Origin of the sequence: Lancefieldella parvula DSM 20469 (assembly GCF_000024225.1) — a bacterium.
Lineage (GTDB): Bacteria > Actinomycetota > Coriobacteriia > Coriobacteriales > Atopobiaceae > Lancefieldella > Lancefieldella parvula.
Map to the genome: position 1 here is coordinate 1,008,590 of NC_013203.1, position 24,754 is coordinate 1,033,343.

Below are 24,754 nucleotides of genomic sequence, written 5' to 3' on the forward strand. Positions count from 1 at the left end.
CGAGAAAATCGATTTTCTCGCCAGGTTTTTCTAAACGCAACAAACAGAAGGAGCCTCTATGGCTGATCAAACCGTAAATCCACAGTGGGCAAACAAAGAGACTGCTGCTTTCAGTGCAGATCGCGCTAACCGCGTTGCTCGCAACTCCGTAACCTCCATGGGCGTTTCCGCAGCTGCACGCGACATCTCTACTATGCGCACTTACACCGATACCTACGGTGTTGCCGTTGCAAAAACCGGCGACGTCACCAACCAGCGTCAGAGCGGTCGCTGCTGGATGTTCTCTTCCTTCAACGTGCTTCGCCAGGAAGCAATCAAGAAGCTTGACGTTGACACTTTTGAGTTCAGCCAGGCATACGGCATGTTCTACGACAAGCTAGAGAAGGCAAATTCAGCACTTGAGTACATCATTCAGACTGCTGACCAACCAACTGATTCTCGTGTTGTTCACACACTTCTGACTGAGGGCATTGGTGACGGTGGTTACTACTCATTTGCCATGAGCTTGGTTGAAAAGTACGGTCTGGTTCCTAAGGATGCCATGCCAGAGACTGCATGCTCAAAGAACTCAACTCAGATGGACGAGCGTATTGATCGCCTCTTCAGAAAGAGCGCTGGTGAGCTTCGTGCAGCATATGCAGCTGGCAAGTCTCTAGACGAACTCCGTGCGCTTAAGCAGGAGCAACTCAAAGGCTTCCACCAGATTCTTTCTGTCTGCCTTGGTGAGCCACCTCTAACCTTTGACTTTGAGTGCAAGGTTGGCAAAGATGCACAGGTAGATAAGGCAAAGCTCTCCCCTGTTGAGCCTAAAAAAGCTTCTGACAACAAGGACAAAAAGGACGGCGAGAAGGACGAGGAAGGTACTCAGATTCTTCGCGACTTTGGCATTACTCCTCTTCAGTTTGCCGAGCGCTATTGTGGCGTAGACCCTCGCGGCTTTGTCCAGCTTATCTCTGTTCCAAGCAAGAAATACCCTTACGGCAAGGTGTATCACCTAACCTTCATCGACACCGTTTTGGGCGGTATTAAGACTCGCTTCTTAAACGTTGAGCCAGAGGTTCTTGAGGCAGCTACCATTGCTTCCTTGAAGGATGGCAACCCTGTCTGCATGGCCTGCGACGTTATGCAGGAGTTCCCTCGTCACAATGAGGACTTCAACTACGTTCTTTCAACCAACACCATGGATTACAACGGCCTCTTTGGTCTTGACTTTGACATGGATCGCGCTGCAATGATTGAGAACTATGAGACTTCTCTTACCCACGCAATGACCTTCCAGGGCGTTGAGCTGGATAAGGACGGCAAGGCCAAGCAGTGGCGCATTGAGAACAGCTGGGGCAAGGATTCCGGTAAAGATGGCTTCCTCATCATGAGTGCAGACTGGTTCCGCCTCTATGGCGGCGAGGCTGATGTTCGTCGTCAGTACGTTCCAAAGAACCTGCTCAAGATTTGGGATGAGGGCGAGGATGTCCAGATTGATTTCTGGGAGAACCTTGGCTACTCCCTTGGTGGCCGTAACCGCAAGTAAGAACTACGCACTAAATAAATTATATTTCTTTAGAGATAATGAGTTGATGCTATTATTTGCATCAACTCATTTTTTATGTTAAAATTTTAATAACAGAGGAGAAAGTATAATGATTTTATTATGTTTAATTTATTAATATATATTACTAAGCTATGTACTCGACTGAAGTCAGTGGTGATTAAATTCCTTTAATTCGGCAAAGTCGACATACACTTCTGCTGAAAGGTTTACACCATGAAAAAAATGACTCATTTGGTAAGTATTATTTCATTGATGCTTGCTATTAGTGCTCCAGCTACAGCTTTAGCAGCTAATTCAAACAATTACTCTACTAACACAGGTCCATCTATAAATCAAACTATCAATCAATCTACGATTAATTATCTCTCTACTTTTGTAAGATTAAACTCTTCTTCACACAATTATGAAATTATTCCTGAAGCGAGGCTTTCTCTTTCGGAAGAAGATTATCAATTTTTATCAAGACGAATTGAGCAAACAAATCAAATGATTAATTCAGCTGACTTGTCTACGGGTCAAGCTAATGTTATTGCTCCACAAGAAGAAAGAAGTACTAATACGTATTCTTTAATGAGCGTAACATCTGAAGGTGTAGATAAGATTGACTTTTATTGGTGGGGAGCCAGAATCTATCTATCTAAAAGTACCGTCCGAACCATGGGAGCAACTATTTCAATCGCAGGAGTTCTTATTCCTGAAGCTGTTGTTTCTAAAGCTGCCTCTATCCTTGGTATCGTGGTAGGAAATACTCCTTCTGGAATTGTATTTGATTATAATTATGCATTAGCCGGAATTGGATCTTTAACTTGGCATTCATGGCTTAATCCAGTAGGAATTACAAATGTGAGGTTCCAATGAAACTAACATCAAAAAAATATTGGATTACTCGTTTTCCTACACTCATCCTACTCTTGATATTTATTTTTCTTAGAGGCGAAGGAATATTACCTGATGGCGCCTATACTGTTGCTGTAGTTCTATTATTTCTCGTCTTTTGGTATTTCGATGCAAAAGTACAGCAAAATAAGAATTAGTGCTTGATGCTAAAAAATAATGAGGCGCTTAACAGTGTCTCATTATTTATTTTTACCCACTAGAACAGATCAAAACGCGCCGCGGAGACCTCGGCTGTAATCTTTCCAGCACTGAGCTCCCTCAGCGACTCCGTAAACGCTGCTTCTTCTCCACACCTAAAATCTATGGCGAGAAAAACGTCCGCTCCAAACTCCGCCGTTATAACCTTGCCGCCAACATCTGAGACCAAGCGCTGAATCTGCTCATACAGGTTATACGGAGCCGACAACTCCACCCTCACAACCTGCAGCATTTCCTGAACAGCAGACGCTTCTTCTGCAGTAGCCAAAGCCTCTTGAGCCGCTGTCGTATACGCACGAACAAGTCCACCAGGACCCAAAAGCGTTCCACCAAAGTAGCGCGTGACAACGCAGCAGACGTTCTTGAGTCCCGCTCCACGCAATACCTCCAGCACCGGCATTCCCGCCGTTCTGGAAGGCTCTCCATCGTCGGAGGCGCGCTCTGTACCGTCCTCCAAAATCCATGCAGGAACGTTATGGCGAGCGTTGTAATGCTTCGCTCTCACCGTGGCGAGAAACTCTTGCGCTTCTGTCTCTGTCTCCACATGACAAAGCTGAGCTATGAAGCGGCTTTTTCTGTCTTCAAAGAGACCTTCCGCAACAAAATCCAGCTTGATTGTCTTGTAGGATGTGTCAGGCATGGAGCAACTATAGAGCCGCAGTTATGCAAGCACACAGACCTTCTCGCCAGCAGAAACTGACTGGTCTGCAGCGGCAAGAATCTCTACGTTGCTGTACTCACTAGAGTTAGTGATAGCAAGAATGACTACCTCAGGATGACCCGCGTCCTTAACCTTATCCAGGTCAAAGGTCATGAGTGGCTGACCGACCTCAACGTGCTGATCCTTCTCAACAAGAGCAGAAAAACCGTCACCCTTCATCTCAACGGTATCAACACCCACATGAATCAAAACCTCTTCTCCAGAATCGGCAGTGATTCCAAATGCGTGAACAGTTGGAGTAGTTGCAGTAATAGTACCCGAAACCGGCGCGTACACAACACCCTCAAAAGGCCAGATACCTAGACCCTGTCCAAGCATGCCACCTGCAAAAACAGGATCAGGGACGCTCTCTAGCGCAACTACTTTTCCGCTGGTTGGCGCATAAATTGTTTTAGCAGTGTAGTTAGAAACAGCAAGAGCCTCTGGCGTAGCGGTCTTGGAAGATTTCTTGAAAAGATCAAAGAGTCCCATGGTAGTCCTTTCGTATGTAAGCCTCTTCATCATAGCAGTATTCAAAGCCGCTGTCGTTGCTTTTCATGAACACAGCGTGCCAAATCGCGTTCTTCTCCACCACTCGGCGTATGGCGAGAAACCCACAGCTTCACAACGTCCCATTTACTTGGAGAATATTTGACTTCAGAGCTTCTGAGCTTATGAACGTGATACAATCGCCCATGCAAAGTGGACCAGACAACCGCGGAGTGCCCGTCCAGCTAATTGGAAGGGTGCTATGAGGAAAGTCCGGGCTCCACAGGGCAGGATGCTGGCTAACGGCCAGGCGGGGTGACCCGACGGAAAGTGCCGCAGAAAAGAAGACTCTCACCTGCGCATTCGCGTAAAGAGAAAAGCTGAAACGGTAGTGTAAGAGACTACCAGCATGCTGGCAACAGCATGGCTTGGTAAACCCCATCCGGAGCAAACGCAAATAGAAGCGCTATGGTGTGGCCCGCACTGCGCTCGGGTTGCGCGCTAGAGACCAGCAGCAATGCTGGTAGTAGATAAATGGTTGTCCGCGACAGAACCCGGCTTATACGTCCACTTTGCCTATTGAATGCAAATCCCCCGTACGATTTCTGCACGGGGGATTTTCTATAAAGCTTTTTTGTAGGCGTCTATACACGTTGCAAAATCACATAACGATTAAGATTGTTTTCTTTACCATCCGCACTGAACTGCTCGCAAACTTGCACGTCGGAACCTAAGCTCACAAGCAATTTATCAAGCTCCTCTTGCGAGAAGTGATGGCAATAACGCCAGATATCCACCTTATCTTGCCAACCAATCAAGTAGTCATTCTTTTCAAGTTCTGAGGCGTCAATACCTAACGCTTGCAACCCCTGGGCAGTAGTTTCATGAGCCTTGTCAGCAAGTTTCTGGTTATTCATGAACTGCCAAAAAGAAATGCACACAAAGCCACCAGGTTTTGCTTTCTCTAATAGTGTACGCAGAAGCCGGAGCCTATTCTTTGCACCTGGTACGTGATGCAAAAAACCAAATGCAACTACTAAATCACAAGGTGGAGCAGTCAGCTGTGAAAAAAGCGTATCGTCAAAAAGACTCCTTATCACATCCAACTCAATGAATGTTACCCGAGAAGCCTGGCCACCTACGTTGCCACTTTCCACAAGTGGCCTGCAATTATCTACAGCAAAATATTTTGCGGGAACAATCCCCGCCTCACCGCAAAGAAAGCGAGCAAAGCGCAGGTTACCGCAGCCCACATCAAGTACAGAGGGTTTCTCGCCAGCTAAAAGCTGAGGCATGGCTTCCAAACACTTCTGCCATCCCTGCCAAGGCGCCTGACGCGTTGCCGAGAAACTCTGAGCCTGCTGAGCATAAAACTCAGAGGTAATATGGCTCAGCTGCTCAGCAGTAGACGTGCTGATAGATTGAGTATGTGATATGTGCAAAGAAGTATCCATACAAAGATTTTACGTCACCGTCTTACTCCCAAAGGCCAGAAGCTCATCTTATTGCCTATACTATTTGTATGAATGAACTCATTTTGGACATATTGCAGCAGCTCAGAAATGGCTCACAAGGTGCTCTTGATGCGCATCAGCTTGAGATACTTATTAACTCGCATAACAGCGGAATTGACTCCAGCGCCCACAGTACAGAGCGCGAGAAACTCATTCCTAAACGAGCAATTCTCCCCTATTTTTTGCAAGTAAAGCAAAAAAACAATGAACTGTGGCAATCATGGAATGTAACACCTGAGCTAGAAGAAAGGTTTATCCGCTCTGTTCGCATGAAGCCTCGTCGCACCGCTTCTGGTGTTGCCACCATTACCGTAATCACCAGGCCGCATACCTGCTCAAGCAATTGCATTTATTGCCCATGCGATCTGCGTATGCCTAAGAGCTACCTTGCTAACGAACCCGCCTGTCAGCGTGCTGAGCTTACGTTTTTTGATCCATACGTACAAGTTGCTGCTCGTCTTCAGGCACTCCACCAGATGGGTCACTCAACCGATAAAGTGGAGCTTATTGTGCTTGGTGGTACCTGGAGCGATTATCCAGAGAGTTACCAGTACTGGTTTATCAAAGAGCTCTTCCGTGCGCTCAATGAATGGCCCAACTCTCCTAGCCACATCCAGGAGCGCCTTGATTGGTACTCCTCGTTTGGCTTGCAGAACTCTGAAGAGGCACTCTCTTCCTTTGTTGCTGAACAGCAAGCGGCTGTCTTTGATGATGCTGTCACGTATAACCAGGCTTTTCATAAGCTCTACGATTCCAGCCGTCCTCACCAAAGAACCTGGTCTCAGATGCAAAGCACCTATGATGAGTTGGTAGAGCAGCAACGCGTTAATGAGACGGCCGCTGCCCGTGTGGTAGGTCTTGTTATTGAAACCAGGCCCGATACCATCACGCCAGGTAACCTACGCATGTTTAGACAGCTTGGATGCACCAAAATTCAAATTGGCATTCAGAGCACGCGTCAAGAAATTCTTGACGCAAACAAACGTCAGATGAGCGTTGCTCAGATTAAACGAGCTTTCTCACTCATTCGCTTGTACGGATTTAAAATCCACTCTCACCTAATGGTGAATCTTCTTGGCGCAACTCCTGAAGCAGACAAACAGGACTTTAAAACGTTTGTCACGGATCCAGGATTTCTCCCCGATGAGATCAAACTGTATCCGTGCGCTCTAGTATCTGGAACACAACTGGTGCAGAAGTTTCATGAAGGTACCTGGCAACCATACACAAAAGACGCGCTGGTAGATGTACTTGTTCAAGATGTGCTTAACACACCACCGTATGTACGCATTTCTCGCATGATTAGAGACATTAGCGCAACCGACATCTTAGTAGGAAACAAACACACCAACCTACGTCAAATGGTGGAACAAGAACTTGCTGCTGAAGACGTTGCAAGCCGCGTACAGGAAATTCGCTTTAGAGAAATTAACCAGCAGCAGGTACGCGCCAATGAACTCACACTGCAAGACTTTGTCTACACCACCTCAGTTAGTAACGAGCACTTCCTGCAATGGGTGACTACTGACAATAAAATTGCAGGTTTCTGTAGGCTTTCACTTCCCCACTGGGACAAACTGATCTCTGGCACATGTGATGTTAGTGCCGATGAGTTGCTGGTACAGCCAGGTCAAGCCATGATTAGAGAGCTTCACGTATACGGACAGGCATTATCCCTAGGCTCGGAAGGAATGTCTGCCCAGCACCAGGGTCTAGGTCAAAAACTTCTTGCCAAAGCTTCCTCTATCGCAGCTGATGAGGGATATACCAGTCTTAATGTTATCAGCTCAATTGGAACACGCGCCTACTATCGCACGCAGGGCTTTACTGATGCTGGCCTCTACCAACAAAAAGCCTTGTAACAAAGCTGCTATGGCCTTGCACCTCTAAACGAGCTTTATACGCTCACTTCATAAATCAAAAAATAAAAATGCCGAGAAGACCATTGATCTTCTCAGCATATTCATAAGCGTCACCCTCTCCTTGACGCAAATGGATCTTAAGGAATCAGCGACAAAATCTGAGAAAGGTTCTTCTTACCGAAGTCAACTTTCTGACCGTCGTTGATAACCAAGCAAGGAACGCTCATGACGTCGTAGGTATCTTTGAGCTCCTTGAAGTGATTAATGTCGTAGACATCGCAGGTAACCTGAGGATTGTTCGCAGCAATGCGCTGAGCAGCTACAACAACATCTGGGCACATGGTACAAGAGAGTCCCACTAAGACCTGAAGATGCGTCTTTGACTCAATTGCAGCAATGGATGCCTTATCCTCGTCACTGATAGGCTGGCCAGGACCTGCAGCGTTGTAAAGCCCCAGCACAAATGAAGTAAACTCATGGCCACCAGGAACTCCGTGGAACGCAAGACCTGTTAGCGTGCCATCTTGAGCGCAAACACGAACAACTGGAAGGTTTTTCTCGCCCGTGTCTGAGACCGTCTGAACGCTCAGCTTGTCGGTCATAGAAGAAAGCTCCTCCATGTACGCAACAAGCTCTTCAGAGACAGGCCTTTGATCAAGCTCCAACTGAAGCACAAGTGAACGTGCCATGCGCTCAAAGACAGCGTTAAGCTGCACCTTCATGTCATCAGTGAAAAGATCTCCGGGGTCAGTGGTAGTCTTGGCTGCTGGAGCTTCAGGAGCTTCCCTTTTAGACGAGATGCGCGTGACGCTCATCTGTGGAACTAGACCGGTCTTTTCCTGAATGCGCTTGATATAGCGCTCCATCTCGGTAGCAGTAGTTGCTGCCTGGCCAATGGCCGTTGCAACTTGACGCAGCGGCTTTTGACATACATCACCTGCGCCAAAGAGACCCTCACAGGTTGTTTCTTGATGCTCGTTGGTAATCAAATAACCGTAATCATCAGTCTGTGCCAGTTCTTTTACCAGATCGGTCTCTGGTGCATAGCCCGCAAAGACAAACACGCCAATAGAATCGCCATCCTCTGGCGCAAAGGTGGTCTTCTCGCCCGTCTTGAGATTCTTGTACGTAATAGACCTGAGCGCGGAATCTCCAGCAACAGACTCAACCTGCGTGTTATACAGGACCGTAATGTTTGGATTGGTGCGAGCGGCCTCAGATGATGCAGGAGCGCAGGTAAATGCCTCTTCTCGCACAAGAACCGTAACATGCTTTGCGTACTTGGTCAAAAACACGCTTTCTTCCGCAGCTGCAAAGCCTCCACCAATGACAAAGACTTCTTTGCCCGTGAAGAACTCGCCGTCGCAGGTAGCACAGTACGCAACGCCGTGACCCTGGTAATCCTCTTCTCCCACAAAACCGATGTGTCGTGGATGTGCTCCAGTGGCAAGAAGAACGGAAAGGCAGAGACGCTCACCCTTAGTAGTGTGAACTACCTTGACATCTCCAGACATATCCAGATCGGTGACTTCTGCCAGCAAAAACTCTGCGCCAAAAGCCTCAGCCTGCTTGCGCATGGTTTCAGAGAGCTCGGAGCCGCTGGTAGAGAATACTCCCGGATAATTAACAACCTCATTAGTGATAGTGATCTGTCCGCCAAAATGGTCCTTCTCGACAACCAGAACGCGGTAGCGAGCACGGGCCAGATAGAGGGCGGCGGTGAGCCCTGCCGGCCCACCGCCGATAATCACCGCGTCGTAGAGGTCTTTGACGTCGGTCATTGTAAGCTCCTAGATCTTAAAGTTGACCAACAAGGTCAAGGCTTGGCTTCAGGGTCTCAGCACCTGGCTGCCACTTAGCTGGGCAGACCTGGTCGCCATGCTCTGCAACAAACTGTGCAGCCTGGAGGAGGCGGAGAAGCTCCTCAGCGTTACGGCCAATACCACCGGCGGTGACAAGCTCAACCTGGATGACACCCTCTGGATCAACGATGAAAGCACCGCGCTCAGCAAGACCTGAGTCCTCAATGAGAACCTCAAAGTTCCTTGCAAGAACGTGAGCTGGGTCAGCGAGCATTGGGTAGGTTACCTTAGAGATACGATCGGACTCCTCGTGCCATGCCTTGTGTACAAACTCAGTGTCGCAAGAGACAGAGTAGACCTCTGCGCCAGCAGCCTGAAACTTGTCATAGTTGTTAGCAAGATCTTCAAGCTCAGTTGGGCAGACAAAGGTAAAGTCAGCTGGATAGAAGAAGAACAGGCTCCACTTACCCAGTGTGGACTCTTTGCTTACCTCGGTGATGTCACCGTTGTGAAATGCATTTACCTTAAAATCACCAATTTGCTTACCAATAAGAGACATAGTCAGTTCCTTTCTGTAAGTAAAACAATTTGTAAACTGTGCTAGTTAGAAGTTTACCTTCTTTAACTTATTTGTCAATAACAATAATGATTACTATTTATAGAGACAAAAAGAAACAGGCCAGATTACTCTGACCTGTGAACAGTTGGTGGGCGTTATAAGATTTGAACTTATGACCTCTTCCGTGTCAGGGAAGCGCTCGTCCCCCTGAGCTAAACGCCCGAATATGTTTGCTGCTGTGGATGCAGCAAGGGATATGTTACGAGAAACCCGCCCCTCTTGCAACCGTCAAACTCAACTTTTTTAGAATTTTGCAAAAGATCGTCTCGTCAATGCATTGATGGCTATTTAAATACCGCGGGCTATCAAATGAATGACCGCCTTTTAAACCTGTATGTCTTCTGCACCTCAATTAGACAAAACATATTAAAAGATAGGCAACTGAATTGTAAAAGCATACGGTCAGAAGTATTATGGCAAGTCGTTCGATTAAGGGAGAAACTTATGAACTTTCTGGAATATAACAAAGACGAGAAGCTAAGCTTTAATTATAAGAAATCATGCGGTCTCTGGTTAATTGTTGTAGCTCTCATCATTTTTGCAGCTACCGTAATAGGTGGAAAGCAGATTATCAATATGTCCGTATTTAGCTTTGGATATGTTGCAGCCTTCTTATCCATAAATACAAATAAGAAAGTTCTCAATAGGTTTTCCGATGGCCCTTCAAGTAAGTTCCAAAACAAAATGTCTTTATACGCTGTGATTTTCTTATTCATTTTGATGTTTTTATTAGGTGGTCCATTTTTTGCAACTGAAAACTGGAGGCTTATTTGGTTGGGCGCATTAATGGCCACCGCACTGCACTTTTTCCTCTACTACTTTGTGCATGGAAAATCGATGATCTATTTGGCTATACTCTGCGCCGTCAATGTTGGTGTAGGTTATATTTTTCCAGATATCCCACTGACAGTAACTGCCTATATTGATGCAGCAATTAAACTTGGCTTTGGAATTTACCTGTTCTTTTTCTCAAAGCCAACACAACAAAATAACCTTCACCTATAGTCCGTGTGCGTCGAACGTGTCCTTTACCAATGCTACAAGTAGCGGGATACACACGGCCACCACTGCTAAAAGCATTGGATTATCACGCACTTCTGGAACGTCCTGTAAGAAATTCTGCAGATCGTAGACAAGACCAACAGCAACAGCAATAAGAATTGGCGCCAGAATAATCAGGATGGGTTTTGGCGGTTTGCGCATGAAGATGCTTTCTTTTCCAAATGCTGCACATGCAGCTGTCCAATAGAGCAAAGACACGTATCAAGCCACATACTGGCTCTTCTTCCCTATTTCTTACGCTTAACCTTAATTTGGATACCAGATGTATCTGGACGAGGTAACGTAGAAGCAGCAGCGGGTTTCTCGCCATTTACAAAGGCAGAGAAACGCTGGCGGAAGCGATTCCACTTATGGTATATAGGCTCATGATCATGAGATCTGAGCCCCAAAAGCATGCTTGCTACCAGAGTTGGAAGCAGATATTCGATAGCGCGCCAGAGTACAAAGCCTGCGGCAATTTTCTCACCAAACATATGACCAAACAAAAAGGCAAAGCCACCCTCAGCACCACCAGTACCACCAGGAAGCGGAATAGCCGAAGTCAAGAGCTCAAGCATTGAACCAGAAGCAAGGCAGGTCAAAAGATCAGCTGGTTGCCCAAGTGCACGCAAAACAAAGTATGGAAGCGCATAGAGGCAGCCAAGCTGAACTAAGGTGACCAGCAAGACAATACACATTTCTGGGATATTCTTTGCGGCAGTCTTAAAGCCGTTTGAGAACTCGTCTACCTGTGTGTTAATAATGCCATGCCAGTGATCGTAGCGCTTTACAATGCGTAGCTTAGAGAGCAATCTTAAGCCCCAGTTTCCCACTGACTTTACCATTTTAGGAAGCAGGCAGATAGCTAAGATAACTGCAACCATCACTATCTTTGCACCAAATAAAATAACGCCAATAACCGTTACGTCGCCAAATTGCTCATAGAAATAATTAGCCCTAAAAATAAGCATAAGAGCTGCAAAGATTCCCTCGCCTGCCTCATACATAACAAAGCGTGTAAACTGCAAGGCTCCTGCTTGGCCAACAGAAATACCCGCACGAGTCAAACGGTAAATCTGAGCAGGAGCAGCACCTGCGCCGTTTGGCGTTAAATTCATGAAGAAGATGCCCGACGCCTCAACGCTCATCAAATCTCTAACGCCAACGGGACTCTCAGGATCTGTAATAACCGAAATCACATAAGCGAGAATACCAAGGAAATAGTAGACAAAATAGCAAAGAGCACCAGCAATAAGCCATCCTGTGTCTACGTCAGCTAGGGCAACAACAAACTCATCAAACTGACCAGAGAAAACAATGTAGAGTACATAAAGTATTACTACCGCAAAGAGGAAGAGGATACTTTTTCTAACCTGACCAAAACTCTCTTTTGCCTCTTCTACCTGTTCAGATGAAGCAGTAGGAGCAACACTAATCTTAGGTTTTTTAGTTGAAACACCCTTGACGGTTGTAGATCCAATCTTTACCGTCACACGAGATGAAGATGAGGGGTGCTCGGTTTCAGACGCGCCATCTGGGCGATCCATGGGCACCTCCTTGGACTCTGGATCACAATACGTGTACAGAAACAACACTCTACGTAAGTAAGCGGCGCAAACCTCAAGGGTTTCTCGCTAACTACCTGCTTTTCATTTTACATGAACCGCTCAAGTATACTCTTGTCGGCCTCAATAATGCCACCACCAACAACTTCCTGACCATCGTACAAAACAGCCGATTGACCTGGTGCAACGGTTTTTACTGGCTGATCAAATTCAGCAAATCCACATTGATTATCCGTGAGCGTAAACGTTACGGGAACCAATGCACCCGTATGGCGAGTCCTAATCACATATCTGCCATCAGCTGCAGGTTCTCCAGAAATCCAATGCATATCCGAAAGCTCCATACGTCTAGTCCAAAGCGCAGGACAATTAAGGTCACAGGTTACGTAGACCACATTCTTGAGCGTGTCGGTTGCCACTACATAGCGAGCAGGACCTCCGCCAATGTTCAGGCCTTTTCTCTGGCCGACGGTAAAGAGAAACGCTCCGTCATGGGTGCCAAGAATCTTGCCTGTTTCCCACTCAATGACATCGCCTTGTTTTTTCTGAAAAGTGTCCAACAAGAACGTACGCAAGCCAACAGGGCCAATAAAGCAAATACCATCTGAGTCTGGCTTAGTCTCTATGCCTAAGCCTCGCTCAGCGCACATGGAGCGTACCTCAGCCTTGGTGGCAATGTGTCCAATAGGAAAAAGCGTACGTTCAAACAAATGACCTGGTACACGCCATAGAAAATATGTTTGATCCTTGTGAGCATCTGCGGCACGCAGGAGTTTCTTTGTGCCAGGAACATTCTGGGCGTAGTGACCCGTTGCAACAAAGTTAGCGCCCTCAGCAAAAGCGCGCTCTGCAAAGGTACCAAACTTTACCGTCTGATTGCACATAACATCTGGATTGGGGGTGCGCCCATGTTCATAGGCATCAAGCAAGTAATCAACTACCGTAGCTTTATATTCAGCCTCACAGTCCCAAACGTCCAAATCAATGCCAAGCGTCACACAAACGCGCTCAGCATCAGCCAAATCATCTGCCCAGGGACACTTAAAACCTGGCAGATCCTTTGACCAGTTACGCATATAGATAGCCTTGACGTTATAACCTGCCTCAAGAAGCAAGGCTGCAGACAGCGCCGAATCAACACCGCCACTCATGCCAAGGTAAACTAGTTCTCCCATGTCACTCCTACGCGAGCAGATTCCTGCTTGACTGCCTCAGTGATTGCCCAAGCTGCGTACAAAATGTCGTCTTCCGTGGTAGTTCTTCCAAGCGTTAACCTGAGGCTTCCCGCTGCCACTTCTCGTGGTGCGCCAATAGCCTCAAGTACGTGAGATATTTGCATCTTTGATGCAGCACACGCAGAGCCTGTTCCCACTGACACGCCTAGGCGCTCAAGCAGAATAACCAAACGGCGAGCCTCAAGTCCCGGGAAAGAAACGTGCAGCAGATTAGGAAGCCTTAGCTTGACGTTCTTTGGTCCCGAGACAACCATCTGAGGAAACTCTGCACAAAGTAGCCTCTGCAACTGATCTCTAAGGCGAGAAACCCGTTTTGTCTCGTCTGCGCGATTCTCATCTACAAGCGCTAATGCACACGCAAATCCAATAACGCCTGCAACGTTCTCCGTACCCGAGCGAACGCCGCCTTCTTGACCGCCGCCCAACACCAGTGGCCTTAAGCGCACATCGTCGGAGGCCCACAAAAGGCCAACCTGCTTAGGACCAGAAAGTTTTGCTGCAGAAAGCGTCAACATATCTACGCCCAACGACGATACGTTCACGCTCAAATACGCCGCTGCCTGAGAGGCGTCTACGTGTAAATACAGCGGACGAGTCTCCCCTGCTGCAAGCCTACGCGAGCGTTCCTTAGCAAGTACCTGTGAGATCTCTCGAATAGGCTGAATGGTTCCAATCTCGCCGTTTGCAAGCTCAACGGAAACTAGCTCAGTCTCTGGCTTAAGCGCCTTTGCAACCTGCTCTGGTACCACGCGTCCGTCTGCCTCTACGCGAAGTGTCTTGTGCGAGAAAATCCCTGCACACGCAAGAACACTCTCATGTTCAATGGCGTCAACGATAACGTGCGCATCTTCCGAGATCGCAGCAAACGCCAGGTTGTTGGCCTCTGTAGCGCCTGCAGTAAGTACTACGTTTCCTGGACGAGCCCCAATAGCATGCGCCAAGACAGCTCGCGCACGTTCTACTTCATCACGAACCTGGCGAGACAGCGCATACGGAGCCGATGGGTTATAGAACTTTTCCGTGAAGTACGGAATCATTGCATCAACAACACACGGATCCATAGGTGTAGCTGCGGCGAAGTCCAAGTACACGCTGTCTGTTGGATGGTCTGGTTTTGCAGAAGGTATTTGCATAACAAATCCTTTGGGTTTCTCGCGATCTTGCGGTTTTGCAATCATACAGTTTTGCAATCTTACAGTTTTGCGAGCTTGTGCAGTCTCGCAGTCTATGACTTTTCAACTGAAGTCTGCGACGTAAAAGTCATGTTCTGGAAACGTGCAGATACAAAACTATCATCAAAATAATTATCTACCCACACCTCAAACGCATTTGACGGAGGAATACCAGTGTCTCGCTGAGCCTTTCTTGCCAGACACGCCACTGTCATAGTGATGTCGGCAACAAGATATACCGTAAGCAGAGTAATAAAAATTGCTTGCCTTTTAGATGTTGGCTCACCAATCCTGTAGAGCGCTCGAGGCATGATGAAACGACACCAGATAAGACCCAAAATGCCCCAGAATCCCAAAAATCGCCAAGCTACCCACTGTGTAATAGTATCTGGGAGATGAGCGTACGTCCACGATTCCGAGTGAAAAATCTCTTTCATTCCCCAACCGGTCAGCTGTTCCAACGTGCCACCAACAACAACTGAAACCAGGAAGATAACCAGGTTATTAGCGTGGTGCTTGTGTAACTGGTAGCAAATAACGGTAAGAAATACCGCACCAGTTCCGTAAAGTGGAGAAAACGGCCCCCAGATAAGACCTACCCTACTCTCAGTAAGACCAGCGGTAATAAGCATCCAAATTTCTTCGATCAAAAGACCAGCCATACAGCCCACAAAGAACAGGATGACTACCTGGTACCAGCCAAGATGCATCTCATCTAGATACGCTGAAAGGTCTGCCTGTGTTGGCTTCGACTTTGGCTTAGAGAAAGATGTGCTTTGAGGCGCGACCAATGCATCGTCCGACATGCCACTTGAGATGTCAGTAGGAGATACGTTGGCAGTAGCGTCATCAGAAGCGTTACTCGCAACCCCGTCGATCTTCTCGCCAGACGAAAGCCAGCCCCAAAAATAGCTCACTACGCGAACAAATCCACTTGCAACAAGATACACAAGTGTCAAAAGGGCTATAAGCGATGCAACAATAAAGAACATACAACCTCATTCAAAAAGTTCTTGTTCCATGATACGACAAGTAGTCACACTTAACAATCTACCTGCTATTATTTGCAAGTTACGCAAGAAAAGTCCATTTCTTGTGCGTGTCTAGATTCGTAACTTTTCTAAAAAAGTTTAGCGATTTTGAGATTTACACTTGCGCTCAGCCGTGAACTTGCGTATATTATTCCTCGCGTTCGCGGGCTTAGCGCAGTTGGTAGCGCGCAACCTTGCCAAGGTTGAGGTCGCGGGTTCGAACCCCGTAGCCCGCTCCATGATTTCTCGGCCGGATTCGTTTCGGCCTTTTTCATATGGCGAGATGGCCAAGTGGTAAGGCAGAGGCCTGCAAAGCCTTTATCCCCGGTTCGAATCCGGGTCTCGCCTCCAGTAAAGTAATAACCCCAGCTTTGGCTGGGGTTTCTTTTTTGTCGCGTGTGCACCCATGCTTGCTGGAACTCTAGTCAAACGCGCCTGAAAAACTCAAAGAATCTGTATTTGGAGCACCGATTCTTTAATGAAATCAGGCAAATCTACAGATTCTTTAATGTTTTAAGGCAAAATCTACCGATTCTTTGAGAAAATCAGGCTCGTTCCCAGCTCGTCCAGGCGCGCACATGCATACCTCGCATGCTCCAAGCAACCTAGCTCATCATCTTAACCAGGCGAACAATGGTGCCATTACCGGAAGGTTTCTCCTGGATAGACACAGCATCCATAAGCAGACGCATCAACTTAACACCACGGCCACGCTCCGCAAACTGACCAGTCTCAGGAGGCTCTTCATCATCAGAAACACTAAAGCCGCAACCACAATCCGAAACGTCAATAACTACTCTATCTGGATATGCGGAGACCGTGGTCAGCACGCCCTTCTCACACGCGTGATCAATAGCGTTGCCAATAGCTTCGCCAACTGCAAGTTCAATATCAAATTTTTGATCCGAGGTAAACGGAAGCGTCTTCATTAGCGCAATTGCCCTCGAGCGGGCGTCGCACATTTTGTTGGGATCAACTCTAAATGTTGTCTGAAACGACGGATGTGTGCCTGGTGCAAGCGGAGTAACACGTGACTTAGCAGCGCAGGTACTTATAGGCACAAAGTCAATAAGACCCATACGCACAAGCGCTTTAAACGCCGTTGGTTGCACGTTGGTAAGGCTCATAAGACCGCCGAGCGTCTTCATGCGACGGACAGCGCACACAATAAAACCCATGCCACAAGAATCGATATACGAAACCTCTGACATATTCAGTACAATTCTTCTACAGCCGCTGTTAATTAGCTGCTCAATCTGGGCCTTCACGCACGGGACTCCCCTCACGTCAAGGTCAGTATTAACTGAAACTACTGCTATGTTTGGCTGCGTATACATACGTTTCTTGTTCCCGCGCAGCAACAAGAATTTCAGATATCTGCATTTTTTAGCGAGAAAATCGTCTAGTTGCTCTTCTTGCCAGAATCGGCATTACCAAGCTCGTCAAAGCGCAAAGCAACCATTGCAACATCATCGTCAAGTCTTCTGCCAGTATAGCGGTCAAGCGTATTCAAAAACCTATTTAGCAAGCCATCAAACCCACGAGGAACCTCATTCATAATCATGTCGCGCAAGCCAGTCTCACCAAAAAAAGCGCCTTCAGGACTACGTGCCTCTGTGGTTCCATCAGTGTAAAGTAGCAGGATATCGCCCTCATGCAAGCAAACGGTACCGTTTTTGTACTCCATGTCATGAAACGCGCCCACAACGCCCGACTGTACATCCAAAAGCTCAGCGTCACCCGATTGAGCAGACACCAGAATTGCAGGTGGATGGCCAGCAGAACAGTACATAAGTGATGAGGTAGTAAGGTCAACAATGCCAACAAAAAGCGTTGCAAACGTCTCTACTCTTGAGAAACCTAACAAGAATTCGTTCAGGGTTGCCACCATGCGAGCAGGGGTTCTTCCTTCCCATGCATAAGCAGAAAGTGCCGTTTTAACTGCGGATGAAATGGATGCCGCCTCAATACCCTTACCAGAAACATCGCCCATAATGATACACGCGCGACGGCCTGGCAGCTTAATCATGCTGTAAAAATCGCCACCAACAAACGCATCGGCGGTTGCAGATGAATAAATTCCCTCGGCAGAGATTCCCTCGACCTGTTGCAATTCATTCTTCATGCCTGACTGCAGCGCCTGCGAAATGTGTTTGTTCTGCTGACTCTCTTCGGCGCCAACTACCAGCGAGTGAACAAGAAGCATCACACGATCTAAGAAATCAAACTCAATGTCGCTCAAGGGCTCAGCATTTTCTTCTCGCAAGAAAAGCCAGGTATGCTGCTCTCCTGCAAACCTGCCCAAGAAAAGCACAGCTCCCTTGCAAGGCAAACCTTGTGCGGCAAGCGCTCGGCTCAGCTCAGAATCAAGCTCAACCTCTTTAACTGATGCCTCGCCCTCCCCTGTCTTGAGTCCTTCAACCGTCGATGGAAGCGCAATCTGCTTGCCACTATCTTGCTGCTCAGCTGTGACTTGTGCGTCATTATCCGCCTCAGCCACACTTTGCGTGCCACCGTCCTGAGCATCAGCAAATCCTTGCTCAGCGTCAAGCATATGAAGTGTAATGTTGCCCGTTACCTCGCAGCAATCTATCGAGAAAACCTGTGTATTAAGATCAGTTCCCACCGACCTCATAACCTGCTGCAGACGTTCACCAGAGATCTTCTCACCCTCTGCAGTGCTATGGAGTAATCCTTGGCGTACGCGAGCTAATGCCTCACGAAGCATATCTCTACGCTGCGTCCTCATGGCTGACAACGCACCTACAAGCTGCACTGAGAGGTAATTTGCAATAGAGTCAAGAAGTCTTGCATCCTCGACCAGAAGCGCACGCTTGCGCTCCCAACCCACCTCAATCAAGGCAACAATGTGACCACCAAACCACACAGGCACCACAAGAAAACTGGTAAACGGAGGAAGATGACTTGCGTCAACGGTTATGACCTCGCGTGTTTCCTCGTTAACTAAATTGCGCTTTTTAACCCTTCCCTGCTTAAGAGCATCCGAGTTCAGGGGCACAGTGTGCAAGCGGAGCGCGTGCTCAGAATAAAACAACAAACGCTCCAAAGAGCTGTTAAATGCAAAATAGCGAGGAATACCGCTCAGTAATGCACTTCTCAGTGACTCCGTAACACCATGAAGGTGATACCCGTCTTGCTCGGCAAGATAAATAAGCGCGCCATCGGCCTCAACAGTCTCTGAGAGCTCTTCTAACACACGTTCAATAAGCTGACTCATATCTTCCGAGTCAAGCGTATCCAAAACAATCTGGAGCGCTCCTGAGAGCCTCTTATTGGCGCGTCGAAGGTCCAACACCATTCGTTCATCATCGTGCATAGAACTAGACAGATCACGAAGCTTAGATGCTGACAAAACAATGGCTTGCGTAGGTGCGCCAACATAATCTGCGCGCACACTCAGCACCTGCGACGTACCATCTTGCGAGGGAGCAGTCACCATAGAGGTAGAACCATCAATCGCAAACGGCAACGACTCTACAGAAAACGCCTCTTGCAAATTTTCTTGATTTGCAGGGGCAAACAAAAAGCGCACATCCAGGCCAGCAATTGTACCGTCAGCCTTAGCAAATAAGGTCTCGGCTTCCTCATTGGCGAGAAGAACTATGCCCTCCATATTAAAAACGATGACTGCATCACTGGTCAGTCGTAGCAACTGAGACAGAGTTGCAGCAACGGTTCCGTCAACAACTCCCTCAACACGTCTCACACTCAGCTTATTATCTGCCACAGATACTCCCTACCGGCAAGGAAAAAACAAATCGGACAGCCTTAAGTATACGAAAAAGGCGGACCTCCGAAGAGATCCGCCGAATTTTCGTGGTGTCGGAGGCGGGACTTGAACCCGCACAGCCATTAATAGGCCACTAGCACCTCAAGCTAGCGCGTCTGCCAATTCCGCCACTCCGACTTGCTTTGCAGCGAGGGATATACTAACACATCTTCAGGCAACATTTATGAGAAAATTTGAAACTTTTTCTCAAAAGAACTTTGCAAAAAGATCGTTTTGTCCCTTACTTACTTCTGCCAACCAACAATGGTATATGGAACATCCTCAAAAAGCTTAGGACCAAAGTTGGCAAGACCCTTCTTAACAACATAGCAATCAGAGCCTGTGTAAACTGGAAGATAACAGTAAGTTTCCATCATCTTTTTCTCTGCCTGATTCATAAGTTTTATACGCTCATCAAAGTCTTTGGTAGAGACAACCTTTGCAAACATTGCATCGGTGTCTGCAGTACCCTGCTTACCAAAGTTGGATGCAGAGGTGGAACCATAAAGCTGAACGCCATTGTTGTAAGAAGTTGAGGTTCCATTCCAACCAAAGAGGCAGACATCCCAAGAACCAGAGGTAAGAACCTTAGAGAACTCTGAAGATGGGTGAGAGTCAAGCGTCATATTAATACCAGCATCTTTACACATCTTCTGAATTGCTGCAGCACGGTTCTTTACATTAGTACCATCGCCAAACATCGTGTAAGCAAAGGTAACCTGCTGACCATCCTTCTCATAGAAATCACCATTGAGAGAATAGCCTGCATCCTCAAGGGTCTTCTTAGCGGCCTTGGTGCGCTCTTCAGCAGACTTAAGGTTCTTGACATCATCAGGAAGATTATTCTCATAGCCCGCAGCCCAATACGGCCAAAGCATAGAACCAGGAGTATCTTCTTTCCAGTTAACGCCCTGGAACACAATGGATACAAGAGTTGCTGGATCAACAACTTGACAGAATGCCTTACGAACCGCTACATCCTGGAGTACACCACGAGTAGAGTTAACCTCAATAACAGCAATAGATAAACCTAGGCCACGACGAATCTGTGCTTTATCACCAAGGCCAGAGAAGTTAGAGAGAAGCTCTGCAGAACCTGAGGTAGAGCCACCAGCAGTGTCTACTTCTTCATTCTTGAAGGCATTAATAGTAGCTTGAGTATCCATCTGCTTGTACACAAGCGTATCAAGCTTAGGAGCGTCTCCCCACCACTTAGGATTGGGCTTAAAGGTAGCAGAAGAATCATCGTGTGAGTCAACAATATAAGGGCCAGCACCAAGATCATTATTTGGCTCATTGTTGTAGCCATTATTAAAGAAATCTGGATCTTGAAGCTTTGGATGAAGTGCCCAAGACAAAACCATTTCAATTGGATAGACTGCTTCTTTCATAGTAACAACAGCGGTTTTAGCAGTATCACCTTGAGCAACAGACTCAATCTTGTCATAGCCGTCAGTATTTGAAACCTCAAATTTTTCATTTGTACCGCTCAGACAAACATATGCTGTTTGAATTGCGGTCCAGTCAATATCGGTACCATCATTAAACTTAGCCTGATCAGTAAAAGTAAGGGTAGCAACCTGCTTGCCGTCCTTCTCCTCTACCTTATAATCCTTAATATAATCTTTATTAGGCTCAAACTTACTACCGTCAATATTGCCATAAAACAAATCACGTGGATTCATAAGACCATGAAGAATATTCATGTAAGTGGTATTACCAGCAAGATTGTAGTAATTCCACTGAGGTCCAACTTCAGTAATTGGTTGAGTTAAAGTACCGCCATCCTGAACCTCATCACGAGATTTAGGATTGTTGTACTTCTTGCCCTTCTCTGGAAGAGGAAGCTGATCCAGAGGAGTGTTTGCAGGAGATCCGTCTTGAGGCTCAGTTCCAGTGTTGGAAGAGCCGACACCCTGAGAGTTTGATGGAGCACAGCCAGCAAGGCCAAGGCCTGCAGCGGTGATACCAGTCAGAGCAAAGAACGAACGACGGGAAAAACTGTCAGCCATATGATCACCCATTTCGTTAAAGGCCTACAGATATTCACTTAACTATACGAAATCGCTAAATAATACTCCATAGAGGAAACAATCCCGTAACAACCTCGTTCACTATTTGTAACAAATAGAACCCGCACCTAATTTTAAGTGCGGGTCCTCAAAAATTATATTGAATCTTTGTTACTCGTTAGAAATGTGAGTTGCAGGAACTAGCTTACCATCCTGATAAATCATACGCTCACGGGTACGCTCAATCTTTGGATCAGGAATTGGAATAGCCGAGAGAAGCGCCTTGGTGTAAGGATCTTGCGGATTAGTAAAGACCTCTTCAGTCTCACCATACTCAACGATCTTGCCCAAGTGCATAACAGCAACAGTATCAGAAATATGACGAATAACTGCAAGATCATGAGCGACAAAGAGATAAGAAATCTTCAACTGAACCTGAAGATCCTCAAGAAGATTAATAATACCTGCCTGAATGGAAACGTCCAAAGATGCAATTGGCTCGTCCAACAGAAGAATTTTTGGACTTGTTGCAAGAGCACGAGCAATAGCAATACGCTGACGCTGACCACCAGAGAACTGAGATGGGAAACGGTCAACATAGTCTGGATTAATACCAACCAGACGCATAAGCTCACCAATACGGGTATTAATGTCCTCTTTGTTCCAACCCTGCGCCTGAAGCGGCTCTGCCAAAACGTCATAGACCGGCATACGAGGATCAAGAGAACTCATTGGATCCTGGAAAATTACCTGAAGATCCTTACGAAGCTCTCTGCGCTGCGCAGCATTCTTAAGCTCAGCAACATCTTTACCGAGGACAGTAATGCGACCATCCTCAGGCTTCAACAGATCCATAATCTGCATCAGAGTTGTTGACTTACCAGAGCCAGACTCACCAACAAGCGCAAGAGTTTCTCCCTCATGAATCTCAAAGCTTGCACGGTCAACAGCAGTCATAGTGCCCTTGCTACGCCTAATAAAGCCCTTACCCTGAACAGGGAACGTCTTAGTAAGATTCTCGACCTTAAGCACAACAGGACGCTCATTACGTGGAACATCGACCCACTTTGGAAGGACTGGCTCAAAGTCTGGATACACCTCAGCATAGGTAAGGTTTTTCTCGCAAATCTCCTGAAGGTGGTGGCAAGATGCCAAGTGACCCTCAGCAGCATTTGCAGGAAGCAATACTGGCTCTTTCTTAGAGCATTCAGCAGTAGCCATAGGACAACGTGGGTTAAAAGGACAACCAGTAGGAATGGCCGCAAGTGATGGTGGATTACCCTTAATAGGAACAAGCCTGTGCTCTGCCTGAAGATGTGGTTTAGGAACAGCACCTAGAAGACCCATGGTGTAAGGATGACGCGGCTCAGCAAAAAGCGTATCAACACTTGCGCGCTCGACGCCACGACCTGCGTACATAACCATAATATCATCAGCAGTGCCTGCAACAACACCAAGGTCGTGAGTAATCAGAACAACTGCTGCACCAGTCTCTTTCTGTGCAACCTTCAAAACATCAAGAATCTGAGCCTGGATGGTTACATCAAGAGCAGTGGTTGGCTCATCTGCAATGATGATGTCAGGATTGTTTGCAATAGCAATAGCAATAACAACACGCTGACGCATACCACCAGAGAACTCATGTGGGAAGGAATCCAGACGATTCTCTGGATCAGTAATGCCAACAATAGAAAGAAGCTCAATACAGCGCTTACGAACATCTGCCTTGCTCATGTTGGGATTATGCGTAAGTAGAGCCTCTGCAAGCTGGTCTCCAATAGAGAACATTGGAGTCAAAGCAGACAGTGGATCTTGGAAAATCATAGAAATCTTAGTACCACGAAGCTTTGACATCTCCTCATCGGTTTTGCCAATGAGTTCTTCATCACCAAGCTTAATAGAACCGGTAACGTGAGCATTGTCATCAAGAAGACCAATAAGAGACAGAGCAGTTACTGACTTACCAGAGCCAGACTCACCTACGATACCAAGGGTACGACCACCCCAAAGGTCAAAGTTAACACCGCGGACTGCGTCTACACGACCAGCCTCAGTATTAAAGGAAACCTTAAGATTGCGAACAGAAAGAACTGGATCGCCTGTAGGAGCACCCTTTGGACCGTTTGATTCGAGCAGTTCGTAGCGAAGGACATCGTCCATCTCTACACTTCCCTGCTTTGTTGAAGTATTAGTAGTGTCAGACATTATGCACGCTCCGTAGTTTCTTCAGAAACGATGCTACCCTCAAAATTATCAAGCTGAGCGTCATCTTTAGAAGAATCATCCTCTTCTTGATCTTTAACGCTACCAGCAGCGCGTGAATAAGGATCAAAGGCATCGCGAAGGCCATCGCCAATGAGCTGCAGGCCAACACAAACAACAATCAAAAATGCTGATGGAATCAGAATCATCCATGGAGTAGTAAGCATTGCAGAAGAACCAGCACTCAGAAGATAACCAAGAGAAGTATCTGGTGCCTTAATACCAAGGCCCAAGAAGCTGAATGCAGTCTCAGAGTTAATACCACCAATAACAGCCAAAACCAAATCAATAATAAGAATTGAGCCAAGGTTTGGAATAAGGTGACGAATGATGATAGTAAATGGCGAGACACCCATGTACTTAGCAGCCTTGACGTAATCTCTCTCACGTAAAGACAATGCCATAGTACGGATAGTACGCGCGCGACCAATCCAACCAAAAGCAGTCAGACCAAAGATAAGCATGAGCCAGCCAGACTCGCCACCTGATGCACGAACAATCATAGCAACCAGCAAGAAGCTAGGAATAACCATGAGCATATCAAGAAGCCACATACCAATCTTCTCTGGAATGCCACGAACATATGCAATTGCAGTACCAATAATTGCCGAAATAATAGTGGTCAAGATTGCGTAGCTAATACCAATGGTCAAAGAACGGCCAAGGCCGTGGACAACACAGGCATAAAGGTCAATGCCAGCACCATCAGTACCAAACCAATGCTTTGCGTTAGGAGCTACATTAATTGCAGTAAAGTCAGCGTCTGTGTAATTAAACGAGGTAACATATGGTCCAAAAATTGCAATAAGAACCATAATTCCAAGGATAATTAAACCAATTACTGCAGAACGCTGGCGGAAGAAACGCCTTGCAATAAGACCAGCATAGCTAATTCTTTTAACTTCTTTGTTGTCATACTTAGCATCTGCCTGAAGCTCACGCTCAGCATTAGTAAGACCCGCATCAACGGAGACGTTTTTATCGTCATTTTTTTGAAGCTCTTCTTTAGACATATC

The 24,754-nt window shown here is 46.8% G+C and carries 19 protein-coding genes, 4 tRNA genes and 1 other RNA gene; 7 read left to right on the plus strand and 17 right to left on the minus strand.

From position 1 onward, the window contains the following. Positions 1–58: 58 nt before the first annotated feature. Both APAR_RS04615 and APAR_RS04620 read left to right on the plus strand, forming a co-directional pair. Complete coding sequence (locus APAR_RS04615) at positions 59–1,528, plus strand: C1 family peptidase (protein ID WP_012808986.1); 1,470 nt, start codon at positions 59–61, stop codon at positions 1,526–1,528. Positions 1,529–1,762: 234 nt separating this feature from the next. Then, positions 1,763–2,407, plus strand: a complete 645-nt coding sequence (locus APAR_RS04620; protein ID WP_012808987.1) for a hypothetical protein — start codon at positions 1,763–1,765, stop codon at positions 2,405–2,407. A 235-nt stretch (positions 2,408–2,642) separates the two neighbouring features. On the opposite strand, the gene APAR_RS04630 is transcribed toward APAR_RS04620, so the two are convergent. Both APAR_RS04630 and APAR_RS04635 read right to left on the minus strand, forming a co-directional pair. Next, positions 2,643–3,284, minus strand: a complete 642-nt coding sequence (locus APAR_RS04630; protein ID WP_012808989.1) for an IMPACT family protein — start codon at positions 3,282–3,284, stop codon at positions 2,643–2,645. 21 nt (positions 3,285–3,305) lie between these two features. After that, positions 3,306–3,836 (minus strand): PTS sugar transporter subunit IIA, encoded by a 531-nt coding sequence (locus APAR_RS04635; protein WP_012808990.1) that lies wholly within the window; start codon positions 3,834–3,836, stop codon positions 3,306–3,308. A gap of 207 nt (positions 3,837–4,043) precedes the next feature. Between APAR_RS04635 and rnpB the strand changes: the two genes are divergently transcribed. After that, an RNA gene (rnpB, locus tag APAR_RS07215) (RNase P RNA component class A) lies at positions 4,044–4,411 on the plus strand. Between the two features lie 66 nt (positions 4,412–4,477). Here the strand turns inward: rnpB and APAR_RS04640 are convergent. Continuing rightward, positions 4,478–5,287: a class I SAM-dependent methyltransferase gene (locus tag APAR_RS04640; RefSeq protein ID WP_012808991.1), complete on the minus strand. Its 810-nt coding sequence runs from the start codon at positions 5,285–5,287 to the stop codon at positions 4,478–4,480. A gap of 68 nt (positions 5,288–5,355) precedes the next feature. On the opposite strand from APAR_RS04640, the gene APAR_RS04645 reads away from it, so the two are divergent. Next, a complete protein-coding gene (locus APAR_RS04645; RefSeq protein ID WP_012808992.1) occupies positions 5,356–7,209 on the plus strand; it encodes an elongator complex protein 3 in 1,854 nt (617 codons plus the stop codon). A gap of 137 nt (positions 7,210–7,346) precedes the next feature. Here APAR_RS04645 and APAR_RS04650 read toward each other — a convergent pair whose 3' ends face one another. From APAR_RS04650 to APAR_RS04660, 3 genes are all read right to left on the minus strand, one after another. Further along, entirely contained in the window at positions 7,347–8,990 is a 1,644-nt protein-coding gene (locus tag APAR_RS04650) for an FAD-dependent oxidoreductase (RefSeq protein ID WP_012808993.1), read from the minus strand. Positions 8,991–9,006: 16 nt separating this feature from the next. Further along, positions 9,007–9,570, minus strand: coding sequence for an alkyl hydroperoxide reductase subunit C (ahpC, locus tag APAR_RS04655; RefSeq protein ID WP_012808994.1), 564 nt, complete (start codon positions 9,568–9,570; stop codon positions 9,007–9,009). Between the two features lie 146 nt (positions 9,571–9,716). Next, positions 9,717–9,792 (minus strand) — tRNA-Val (locus APAR_RS04660). 282 nt (positions 9,793–10,074) lie between these two features. Here APAR_RS04660 and APAR_RS04665 point away from each other — a divergent pair. Beyond that, a complete protein-coding gene (locus tag APAR_RS04665) occupies positions 10,075–10,635 on the plus strand; it encodes a DUF6609 family protein (protein ID WP_012808995.1) in 561 nt (186 codons plus the stop codon). On the opposite strand, the gene APAR_RS04670 is transcribed toward APAR_RS04665, so the two are convergent. The 5 genes from APAR_RS04670 to APAR_RS04690 all read right to left on the minus strand — a co-directional run bounded on the left by APAR_RS04670 (position 10,630) and on the right by APAR_RS04690 (position 15,635). Further along, a complete protein-coding gene (locus APAR_RS04670) occupies positions 10,630–10,890 on the minus strand; it encodes a hypothetical protein (RefSeq protein ID WP_041654072.1) in 261 nt (86 codons plus the stop codon). The two genes, APAR_RS04665 and APAR_RS04670, sit on opposite strands and share 6 nt — an antisense overlap. A 29-nt stretch (positions 10,891–10,919) precedes the next feature. Further along, complete coding sequence (locus tag APAR_RS04675; RefSeq protein WP_012808997.1) at positions 10,920–12,218, minus strand: lysylphosphatidylglycerol synthase transmembrane domain-containing protein; 1,299 nt, start codon at positions 12,216–12,218, stop codon at positions 10,920–10,922. A gap of 107 nt (positions 12,219–12,325) precedes the next feature. Beyond that, the gene (gene mnmA / locus APAR_RS04680; protein WP_012808998.1) at positions 12,326–13,411 is read right to left on the minus strand and encodes a tRNA 2-thiouridine(34) synthase MnmA; all 1,086 of its coding nucleotides are present in this window, start codon (positions 13,409–13,411) and stop codon (positions 12,326–12,328) included. Further along, positions 13,399–14,604 carry a cysteine desulfurase family protein gene (locus APAR_RS04685; RefSeq protein ID WP_012808999.1) on the minus strand — a complete coding sequence of 402 codons (1,206 nt, stop codon included), beginning with the start codon at positions 14,602–14,604 and terminating at the stop codon, positions 13,399–13,401. The genes mnmA and APAR_RS04685 overlap by 13 nt, the downstream gene beginning before the upstream one ends. 92 nt (positions 14,605–14,696) lie before the next feature. Continuing rightward, positions 14,697–15,635, minus strand: a complete 939-nt coding sequence (locus APAR_RS04690) for a putative ABC transporter permease (protein WP_012809000.1) — start codon at positions 15,633–15,635, stop codon at positions 14,697–14,699. A gap of 202 nt (positions 15,636–15,837) precedes the next feature. Between APAR_RS04690 and APAR_RS04695 the strand changes: the two genes are divergently transcribed. Then, positions 15,838–15,913 (plus strand) — tRNA-Gly (locus APAR_RS04695). Between the two features lie 38 nt (positions 15,914–15,951). Continuing rightward, a tRNA-Cys gene (locus APAR_RS04700) sits at positions 15,952–16,025 on the plus strand. Between the two features lie 254 nt (positions 16,026–16,279). On the opposite strand, the gene APAR_RS04705 is transcribed toward APAR_RS04700, so the two are convergent. The 6 genes from APAR_RS04705 to APAR_RS04730 all read right to left on the minus strand — a co-directional run bounded on the left by APAR_RS04705 (position 16,280) and on the right by APAR_RS04730 (position 24,751). Continuing rightward, entirely contained in the window at positions 16,280–17,011 is a 732-nt protein-coding gene (locus tag APAR_RS04705; protein WP_012809001.1) for an anti-sigma factor antagonist, read from the minus strand. Positions 17,012–17,076: 65 nt separating this feature from the next. Then, a complete protein-coding gene (locus APAR_RS04710; protein ID WP_012809002.1) occupies positions 17,077–19,422 on the minus strand; it encodes a GAF domain-containing SpoIIE family protein phosphatase in 2,346 nt (781 codons plus the stop codon). A 90-nt stretch (positions 19,423–19,512) separates the two neighbouring features. Beyond that, positions 19,513–19,602: transfer RNA gene (locus APAR_RS04715), tRNA-Leu, on the minus strand. Between the two features lie 107 nt (positions 19,603–19,709). Next, complete coding sequence (locus APAR_RS04720; protein WP_041654074.1) at positions 19,710–21,476, minus strand: ABC transporter family substrate-binding protein; 1,767 nt, start codon at positions 21,474–21,476, stop codon at positions 19,710–19,712. 171 nt (positions 21,477–21,647) lie between these two features. Further along, positions 21,648–23,681 (minus strand): dipeptide ABC transporter ATP-binding protein, encoded by a 2,034-nt coding sequence (locus tag APAR_RS04725; protein WP_012809004.1) that lies wholly within the window; start codon positions 23,679–23,681, stop codon positions 21,648–21,650. Beyond that, entirely contained in the window at positions 23,681–24,751 is a 1,071-nt protein-coding gene (locus APAR_RS04730; protein ID WP_012809005.1) for an ABC transporter permease, read from the minus strand. The genes APAR_RS04725 and APAR_RS04730 overlap by 1 nt, the downstream gene beginning before the upstream one ends. Positions 24,752–24,754: the final 3 nt, after the last annotated feature.